8 protein-coding genes are annotated in these 6,162 nt (G+C 71.9%); 5 read left to right on the top strand and 3 right to left on the bottom strand.

From position 1 onward, the window contains the following. The 4 genes from D455_RS0116165 to dapB form a co-directional block, all read left to right on the top strand. A partial coding sequence (locus tag D455_RS0116165; RefSeq protein ID WP_017571757.1) for an SUMF1/EgtB/PvdO family nonheme iron enzyme occupies positions 1-622 on the top strand: 622 nt, incomplete at its 5' end. Next, the gene (gene egtC, locus D455_RS0116160) at positions 622-1,365 is read left to right on the top strand and encodes an ergothioneine biosynthesis protein EgtC (protein WP_017571756.1); all 744 of its coding nucleotides are present in this window, start codon (positions 622-624) and stop codon (positions 1,363-1,365) included. The genes D455_RS0116165 and egtC, both read left to right, overlap by 1 nt. Before the next feature lie 51 nt (positions 1,366-1,416). Beyond that, the gene (egtD, locus tag D455_RS0116155) at positions 1,417-2,385 is read left to right on the top strand and encodes an L-histidine N(alpha)-methyltransferase (RefSeq protein WP_017571755.1); all 969 of its coding nucleotides are present in this window, start codon (positions 1,417-1,419) and stop codon (positions 2,383-2,385) included. Positions 2,386-2,410: 25 nt separating this feature from the next. Continuing rightward, positions 2,411-3,154 (top strand): 4-hydroxy-tetrahydrodipicolinate reductase, encoded by a 744-nt coding sequence (dapB, locus tag D455_RS0116150; protein WP_083922266.1) that lies wholly within the window; start codon positions 2,411-2,413, stop codon positions 3,152-3,154. 57 nt (positions 3,155-3,211) lie between these two features. Here the strand turns inward: dapB and D455_RS0116145 are convergent, their stop codons facing one another. The 3 genes from D455_RS0116145 to D455_RS0116135 form a co-directional block, all read right to left on the bottom strand. Continuing rightward, positions 3,212-3,895: a class I SAM-dependent DNA methyltransferase gene (locus tag D455_RS0116145; protein WP_017571753.1), complete on the bottom strand. Its 684-nt coding sequence runs from the start codon at positions 3,893-3,895 to the stop codon at positions 3,212-3,214. A 109-nt stretch (positions 3,896-4,004) separates the two neighbouring features. Continuing rightward, positions 4,005-4,877 (bottom strand): 1,4-dihydroxy-2-naphthoate polyprenyltransferase, encoded by an 873-nt coding sequence (locus tag D455_RS0116140; protein WP_017571752.1) that lies wholly within the window; start codon positions 4,875-4,877, stop codon positions 4,005-4,007. A gap of 114 nt (positions 4,878-4,991) precedes the next feature. Beyond that, positions 4,992-5,546 (bottom strand): GNAT family N-acetyltransferase, encoded by a 555-nt coding sequence (locus tag D455_RS0116135; RefSeq protein WP_017571751.1) that lies wholly within the window; start codon positions 5,544-5,546, stop codon positions 4,992-4,994. Positions 5,547-5,643: 97 nt separating this feature from the next. On the opposite strand from D455_RS0116135, the gene D455_RS0116130 reads away from it, so the two are divergent. Beyond that, on the top strand, positions 5,644-6,024 hold the full coding sequence (locus tag D455_RS0116130; protein ID WP_083922264.1) for a phage holin family protein: 381 nt from the start codon (positions 5,644-5,646) through the stop codon (positions 6,022-6,024). The last annotated feature ends 138 nt before the right edge of the window (positions 6,025-6,162 follow it).

Genomic DNA, 6,162 nt, shown 5'->3' with positions numbered 1-6,162 from the left:
GCCCCGCCGCTGGTGGACCCGTGACGGATGGGAGTGGAAGGAGCGGAGGGGAGCCGTCTCTCCGGCCTTCTGGACCCGTGAGGGCGTCGGATGGTCCCGTCGGCGGTTCGGCCGCCACGAGATGGTGCCCGACGACGAACCCGTGCAGCACGTCAGTTTCCACGAGGCGCAGGCCTACGCCGCATGGGCGGGCAAGCGGCTGCCGAGCGAACCCGAGTGGGAGAAGGCCGCCCGCCTCGATCCGGCGACCGGCCGCTCGCGCCGCTACCCGTGGGGCGACGCCGAACCCGGGCCACGGCACGCCAACCTGGGCCAGCGCAGACTCGGCCCCTCCCCGGCCGGACGCCACCCCGAAGGCGCATCGCCCCTGGGCGTACAGCAGCTGATCGGCGACGTGTGGGAGTGGACCTCCACCACCTTCACCGGCTATCCGGGGTTTCGGCCCTTCCCCTACCGCGAGTACTCGGAGGTGTTCTTCGACGACGGGTACAAGGTGCTGCGGGGCGGCTCCTGGGCCACCCACCCCACCGCGGCCCGCGCCACGTTCCGCAACTGGGACCACCCGATCCGGAGGCAGATCTTCAGCGGGTTCCGCTGCGCACGCGACGCGGAACCCGTCTGATGTGCCGACACCTCGCCTACGTGGGGCCGCCGCGCACGGTGCACGACCTGCTGTACGCGGCGCCCCACTCGCTGCACGTCCAGTCCTGGGCTCCGCGCATGCAGCGGTACGGCACCGTCAACGCCGACGGGTTCGGCGTCGGCTGGTACCCGTCGGGGGAGGGGCGCCCCGAACCGCTGCGCTACCGCCGGGCCATGCCCATGTGGGGTGACGCCTCCTTCGCCGACGCCGCCCGCGCCATCACCTCCGGGTGCGTGGTGGCCGCCGTCCGCGACGCCACCCCCGGGTTCGGCTCGGAGGAGTCGGGCGCCCAGCCCTTCCGCGCCGACCGGCTGCTGTTCAGCCACAACGGCGCGGTCGAGGACGACGAGGCGCTCACCGAGGCGCTCGCATGGCCCCCGCCACCGAGGGCGCTGGACGCACGCGCCGCCCTGGACTCCGCCCCGCTGTTCGCGCACACCGTGCGGCTGTGGCGGGAATCGAGGGACCTGGCCCACACCCTGGCCAGCGTGGTCCGCCACGCCCGGAAACACTCCGGAGGCCGCTACAACCTGCTGGCCAGCGACGGTACGGCCATCGCCGCCACCGCCGCCGGAGACACCCTGTACACCCTGCGCGAGCCGGGGGGAGGCGTCTTCCTGGCCTCGGAACCCTTCGACGACGCGCCCGGCTGGCGCGAGGTCCCCGAGGACTCGGTGGCCGTGGCGACGGGGGAGCACACCGAGATCCATCCGATCGGCTGACAGACCTCTCCCACCCGCCCCGGGTACGTACCGGGGGACACAGGAGGCAGCATGTTCCGCATCGACCGCAACCTGACCGCCGACGACCTGGACAAGGCGCTGCGCGCCGACGTCGCCGAGGGCCTCACCGCCCAACCCAAACAACTCCCGCCCAAGTGGTTCTACGACGAGCGCGGCAGCGCCCTGTTCGAACAGATCACCGAGCTTCCCGAGTACTACCCCACCCGTGCGGAGAGGGCGATCCTGGAACGGCGGTCCGAGGAGATCGCCGCCGCGGCCGACGCCGAGGCTCTGATCGAGCTCGGGTCCGGCTCCGGTGCCAAGACCCGCCTGCTGCTGGACGCCATGGGCCGCCACGGCGGCCTCACCCGCTTCGTGCCCGTCGACGTCAGCGGTGACTTCCTCGCCTCCTCCGCCCGCCGCGTCGCCGACGACTACCCGGGCCTGGACGTGCACGCCGTCGTCGGCGACTTCGAGGAGCACCTCGGGCTGCTGCCCGTCGGCGAGAACGGGGGCCGCCAGCTGCTGGCCGTCCTGGGATCGACCATCGGCAACCAGGAACCCGGGCCGCGCGCCGCATTCCTCCGCGACATCCGCGGCGTCCTGCGCCCCGGGGACTCGCTGCTGCTCGGAGCCGACCTGGTCAAGGACCCCGCCCGCCTGGTCGCCGCCTACGACGACGCCAAGGGGGTGACCGCCGCCTTCGACCGCAACGTTCTCGACGTCATCAACCACCGGCTCGGCGCCGACTTCGACCCGGGTGCCTTCGACCACCTGGCGCGCTGGGACGCCGAGCGGGAGTGGATCGAGATGCGGCTGCGCTCCCGGACCGACCAGCGCGTACGGATCACCGCCCTGGACCTGGAGGTCGACTTCGCCGCCGGTGAGGAGGTGCGCACCGAGGTCTCCGCCAAGTTCCGCAGGGAGGGGCTGACCGCCGAGCTGGAGGCCGCCGGGTTCGACCCCGCCCACTGGTGGTCCGACGGTGACTTCGCGCTCACCCTGGCCGACGCCCGCTGACCTCCGGCTCCGGTACGCTCGTGCCGTGTTCAAGGTAGGAGTTTTCGGCGCCGATGGGCGCATGGGGTCAGAGGTCGTCAGGGCGGTTCAGGGCGCTGACGACATGGAACTCGTCGCGGGCGTGGACAGCGCCGACGACCGGAGCGCGGTGGCGGGGGCCGACTGCGTCGTCGACTTCACCCACCCCGAGGCGGTGATGGACAACCTGGAGTGGCTCATCGGCCAGGGGATCCACGCCGTCGTCGGCACCAGCGGATTCGACGAGGCCAAGCTGGAGCGCGTGCGCGCCATGCAGGCCGCCACGCCCGGGGCCAAGGTGCTGATCGCCCCGAACTTCGGCATCGCGGCCGTCCTGATGATGCACTTCGCGCGCAAGGCCGCGCCCTACTTCGACTCCACCGAGATCATCGAGCTGCACCACCCGAACAAGGCCGACGCCCCCAGCGGCACCGCCTACCGGACCGCCGAGCTGGTCGCCGAGGCCCGCCGCGAGGCCGGGACCGCGCCGATGCCCGACGCGACCACCTCCGAGGTCCCCGGCGCCCGCGGCGCCGACGTGGAGGGCGTGCGGGTGCACGCGCTGCGCATCGCCGGGCTCATCGCCCACCAGGAGGTCGTGTTCGGTACCGACGGGGAGACCCTCAAGATCCGGCACGACTCGATGAACCGCACCTCGTTCATGCCGGGCGTACTGCTGGGCGTGCGCGGGGTGGCCGACCTGCCCGAGCCGCTCACCGTGGGCCTGGACGCCCTCCTCGACCTCGACTGACGGTCCGTCCGGACACCGCGTTCCCCTCCCGCCCCGACCGGGGCGGGAGGGGACCTCCTACGCGCCGCGGCGGCAGGTGAGGAACACCTGGACCTCCGGGGCGGCGCCCTCGGGCTCGTAGGAGACGATCCGCTCGTCCTCCACGACCAGCCCGGCCTCCTCCACCACCCGGCGCAGCTCCGCGCGCGGGTAGCCCGACACCCGTATCTCCGTGCCCAGGAAGGGGATCGGGGCGTCGTCCAGTTCGGCCTCCACCATGGACAGGCACAGCAGGCCGCCCGGCACCAGGGAGGCGCGGATGCGGCTCAGCGCCTCGGGGATGCGCGCCCTGGGCAGGCAGAGCAGGGAGAAGAACGCCACGATGGCGTCGTAGGAGACCTCCGCGGGTTCCAGGTCGAGGATGTCGGCTCGGACGAAGGTCGCCTCCGGCACGTTGCGGCGGGCGATCCCGATCATCCGCTCGGAGATCTCGTACCCGGTGACCCGTGCGCCCGCGGCCACGAGCTGCCGCGCGGTGGGCACACCCGTTCCTGAGCCCAGGTCGAGCACGTGCGCGTCGGGCGGCAGCAGGTCCAGCAACCGCCGCACCCGGTCCTCCTGACCCTCCTTCCTGGGGAAGGCCTCGTCGTAGCGTTCTCCGATCGTGTCGAACGCCGCGGCCTGGAGCGTCGAGCGCCGAGCCCACGCCTCCGGATCCGGAAGCTGTTCGAGGGGGTCGGGGGCGGAGTTCTCGCTTGGCACGGTGTCGTCTCTCCCTGCCGTGTCGTACGCGCCTGTCTGGGGTGCGCGCATCCTAACCCAGGGCGGGGCGTGCACGGGAAGGGAAGAGGGGCGGCCACCGCGCTCCCGGCTACCCCAGGAGCAGGCCCGCGGAGAGCAGCACGCCGAACGCCATCTGGAGCCGCCCGGTCTCACCCAGGCCCAGCACCAGGTCACGGCCCCCCTGGCCACCCAGCACACGCCGCAGCGGCGGCACCGCCAGCGGCAGCGACAGCAGGACCAGCGGCGTCCACCAGAACACCGGGGCCAGCACCAGCGCGGCGACGTAGGAGACCGCGATCGCGCCTCCGTAGAGGCGGCGGGTGCCGGTGTCACCCAGGCGCACGGCCAGCGTGATCTTGCCGGTCTCCCGGTCGGTCGGGATGTCGCGCAGGTTGTTGATCACCAGCACCGAGCAGGACAGAAGGCCCACCGGTACCGATGCCACCCAGGCCTGCCACGGCGCGGAGCCCACCTGCACGAACACCGTGCCCACCACGGCCACGACGCCGAAGAACACGAACACCGAGACCTCACCCAGGCCCCGGTACCCGTACGGGGTGCGGCCCCCGGTGTAGTACCAGGCCGCGGCGATCGCCAGGGCGCCCACCAGCAGCAGCCACCACGAGGACGTGACGACCAGTACCAGGCCGACCACACCGGCGAACGCGAAACCGCCCAGCGCCGCCGCCAGCACCTGCCTGGGCGCGGCCAGACCGGTCGCGGTCAACCGGGTCGGGCCCGTCCTCGCCTCGGTGTCGGTGCCCTTGACGCCGTCGCTGTAGTCGTTGGCGAAGTTCACGCCGACCTGGAGCGCCATGGACACCACCAGGGCCAGCAGCGCCTTCCACCACACGAACCCGTCCAGGGCGAAGGCCAGGGCCGTGCCGACCACCACCGGAACGATCGAGTTCGGCAGCGTGCGGGGACGCATCCCCGAGACCCATTCACTGACCGTGGCCACGCGCCGGTCCCTCCCCCCACTCAAGGCGACGCGCCCACCCGGCGCGTCGCGACAACCACCCCACGGTAGTGCCTGCTCGCGGCGCTTCCCAATCCGCCTCCGGTCCCGGACCCTCTATCGGGAGATCGACGCGTGCAGGCGCACCATCGGCAGCAGCCGTCCCAGGTCGATCTCGCGGCGGGCGCCGTCCGCGCGCCATCCGGAGGCCTCGAAGAACGACCGCAGCGCGTTGTCGTCCTCGGGCACCCACACGTGCACGGTGCCGAAACCGTCCTCCACCAGGTGGTCCACGCACGCGTTCACCAGGCGGCTGCCGTGCCCCTCACGGGCCTTTCCGGGATCCACGTGCAGGGCGAACACCTCCGCGTCCGTGGCGGGCCACAGGTCCGGATCCCCGGCCGGGCCGAACGCGGCGAAACCCGTCACGGTCCGCACCCCGTCCACCTCGTCCGTCGCGACCACCAGCCTGTGTTTGGAGGTCGGCGGTGACTCCAGGGCCGTCGTCCACTGCTCACGGAACCGCTGGCGGGCCTCCTCGCCGCCCAGCGCCCCGGCCACCTCGTCGGGTAGCAGGGAGCCGTACACCGCCCGCCACGACGCCACCTGGATGTCGACGACCGTGTCCACATCGGTGGTACGGGCGGGACGGACGAACCGGGCACTCGACACGGCGGGATCTCCTTCGGGGCGGCGGCGACACGCCTGACGGCAAGGTCACCCACTCCGGAGTTTCCGGACCTTGCCACGGCATGGGAACATCTAGGTTGTGAGCCTCATTATCAGAGTTATCGTGAACGCGCTCGCCCTTTGGGCGGCTGTCTTCCTGATCGACGGGATCAACGTCACCGCACAGGACACGGTCGGCCAGATCCTGGTCTACCTCGCCGTCGGGGCCATCTTCGGTGTGGTCAACGCGGTGATCAAACCGATCGTCAAGGCGGTCGGGTGTCTGTTCTACGCTCTGACCCTGGGCCTGATCGGCCTCGTGGTGAACGCGCTGTTGCTCCTGCTCACGAACTGGATCGCGGGGCTGTTCAGCCTGCCCTTCGACATCGACGGCTTCTGGCCCGCATTCTGGGGCGCGATCGTCGTCACCATCGTCAGCTGGGTGCTCAGCATGTTCCTTCCCGACGGCGGGGACGACTAGTTCCTTCCACCGACTCCGTCCGCCCTGACCTGCGAGCGGACCCCGGGCCCGGCCGGATGGCGCGGGCCCGGGACGGGTAGGTTCACCATTCGGGCCATCAACCTCGACCCACGAGGACGGTGGCCGGTCCGGGGCCCG

Origin of the sequence: Nocardiopsis halotolerans DSM 44410 (genome assembly GCF_000341065.1) — a bacterium.
Classification (GTDB): Bacteria; Actinomycetota; Actinomycetes; order Streptosporangiales; family Streptosporangiaceae; genus Nocardiopsis; species Nocardiopsis halotolerans.
This window is presented reverse-complemented; position numbering and strand designations above follow the sequence as displayed.